General features: G+C 50.7%; 2 protein-coding genes. One reads left to right on the top strand and one right to left on the bottom strand.

Annotated features, from left to right (window positions below; all coding sequences use genetic code 11):
* The first annotated feature begins 574 nt into the window (after positions 1-574).
* Positions 575-1,633 carry an ISH3 family transposase gene (locus tag CW742_RS10430; protein ID WP_394339466.1) on the top strand — a complete coding sequence of 353 codons (1,059 nt, stop codon included), beginning with the start codon at positions 575-577 and terminating at the stop codon, positions 1,631-1,633.
* Between the two features lie 82 nt (positions 1,634-1,715).
* Here the strand turns inward: CW742_RS10430 and CW742_RS10435 are convergent.
* On the bottom strand, positions 1,716-2,512 hold a 797-nt coding region (locus CW742_RS10435; RefSeq protein ID WP_292420119.1), incomplete at its 5' end, for an IS5 family transposase.

Below are 2,512 nucleotides of genomic sequence, written 5' to 3' on the forward strand. Positions count from 1 at the left end.
ATGTGTATAACAGACGGTCCCGGCCCCCCATGATCCCAGTGAATTTTTCGTTCCAGGATGGCCCCGGCGGGTCTCAGGAACCACGCCCGGAGTGCAGGATGTCCGTTTTTTGCGCATTTTAACGGGCCGCTAAACTGGCCGGTCGCTTCCTGATTTAATCGTCCCGTTTTGCTTAAAAAGCGATTTAATGAGGATTTTCCTTCGGTGTTGGCACCGTTTCCACTGCCGAATTTTTCCGCACGGGGCCTGCCCAAGACTCTCCGTCGGAGAAACGATCTCAGGGGAGAGCCGTTCCTGAACTGTCCGCTCTTTGTCTGACATACCCTGTTGCCCGACGGATCAAATATCAATTCGATCTCCCATGTTCCTGGAGAACGGTACATCGTATCCTCAAGAAACACGGTCCCAGTAGTTCACTAATTTTCACCAGCGCTAACAAGAACCGGTAGATCTAAATAGTTGGCGGGCGCCGCATATGGTCAACAGACGGCAAATTGCCCGCCGGGAAGAGAATGTGTTACGAGCAGAAGAATGTAGTGAAATTGCAGTTAATGCAGTAACCCGTCATATCACGATTCCCATCAATGGCACGCTCCAGCAAACGACCATAATCCGGTCACTTGTTGGAATGTCCGTCAATAACCTGTCACTGCATTCGATCACCAGCATTGTCGGCAAGCTTCCGTGTGAAACCTCCCTTCGCCATCACCTGTCCAAGCTGGATCTCGATTCACTCAGGGAAGTCCAGTCGAAGATTTTGGCATATTCCCAGAATACTATCCTCAAACCGGGCAAGTCCTACGACTTTGCCGTCGATTTCACCAACGATCCGTACTATGGGACCGCTGTTGAAACCAACAGTGACTACGTCATTAAAAGCCGTCAGAAAGATTCCACCACCTCATTCTATTCCTACATCTCTCTCTACATTATCACAACCGGACACCGGTTAACCCTCGCAGTTCTCCTGGTAAAACGCGGTATCCCCAAAACGGAATACCTCAAAACCTTCCTCGCAATCATCCGTGATCTCAAGCTGCATATCCGGGTCCTCTGCCTTGACCGCGGATTCTATTCCCACCATGTCTTTGCCTTTCTCCAATCCGAGAACGTACCCCATATCGTTCCCGTCAGAAACTATGGCAAAGTCCTCGGCTCGGTTCTCTCCGGGAACCGTGCCCGCTACGCCTCCTACACCATGCCAGGGCCGGACTTCCCGCTCGATCTTACTCTCGCGATCGATGTCCATTACCAAAAAGGAAAAAACGGTCGCTCCGGGAATGTTAACCTCGGTTACGTTGTTTACGGCATCTCCTGGAATCCCAGACGAGTCTACCATGTCTACAAGAAACGGTTCGCTATCGAATCCTCCTACCGTATGAGAAATATCGTCAAAGCTAAAACTTCCTCAAGGAACGTTTCTCTCCGTTACCTCCTCACCATCATTTCGTTCCTTCTGAAAAATATCTGGGTCGCTCTCAACCGATTGTATTTCTCCCTCCACCAACGAGGACCCATTACCGTCAATGAAAACCTGTTCCGGTTCGATCTCTTCAAATCTCTCGTCTGGGAAGGACTCAATTTCCAACTGGTTGTTATTGTCCGCAGACCACTACGCGATCGCCATACATAACGATTTGGAGGAATTGTTTGATGAACGCTGATTTGTTATGGAGGAAAAATAGGGAAGTACTGGATCCAATTTTCTGTTTTTTTTAACCGGAATGCGAAAGCTTCCGCTCGGCGGTTTGGATAGTAACGAGGTTGAGAAGATTGTAACAGAAACAGGAGAAGAGATTTTTAGCATGGACGCGGAGATGGGTGGTAACCATCTGATGCCCTGAGTGGAACACCCGTTTGATCACCGCGAACGGGCGTTCCACGAGGGAGCGGGTTCGGCTGATGGCCCTGTTTCTCCGGATGTCCTTTTCCGAGAGTTCTCGTCCCCGGACTGCCCGGTGCATGGTTTTGTCCATCGAGGCAAATGGGACCGTTCCGAAATATCCCTTGTCACGGTACACGGTCTCGCCTTTCTGGGAAAGATCAATCTGACTATCGTGGACTGAAGCTGTAGTTGTATCGAATCGTCGGATGAACTGGTAATCCTTGTCCATCAGCGGGTGGAGTTTATACCCGAACTCGGATTTCTTTCCTTTCTTCATCCATGTCCCGTCACGGCTCCTCCGGGTCTTTGCCTCGTCTCCTTGGGGCTTGTCAGCCTTTGCATGGCCGGGATCCGCAGAGATGATCGTTGCATCCTGGATAGTTCCTCGTTTGATCCGGTATCCCTTATCGTCCAGCTGCCGCTGGAACTCTTCCCAGATCAGGTGAATCTTTCCCCCCTCAGTCAGCCGCTCCCGAAACAGCCACAGCGTTGTCCGGTCAGGAACCTTCTCCGGATATCCCAGAAAATGCAAAAACGAGATCCGATCGGCTACCTGGCGTTCAGTCTCGTAATCCGACAGGCCATACCATGCCTGCAACACCAGCATCTTCACCATCAGAACTTCAT

This window comes from Methanoregula sp., from assembly GCF_002835825.1.
Classification (GTDB): domain Archaea; phylum Halobacteriota; class Methanomicrobia; order Methanomicrobiales; family Methanospirillaceae; genus Methanoregula.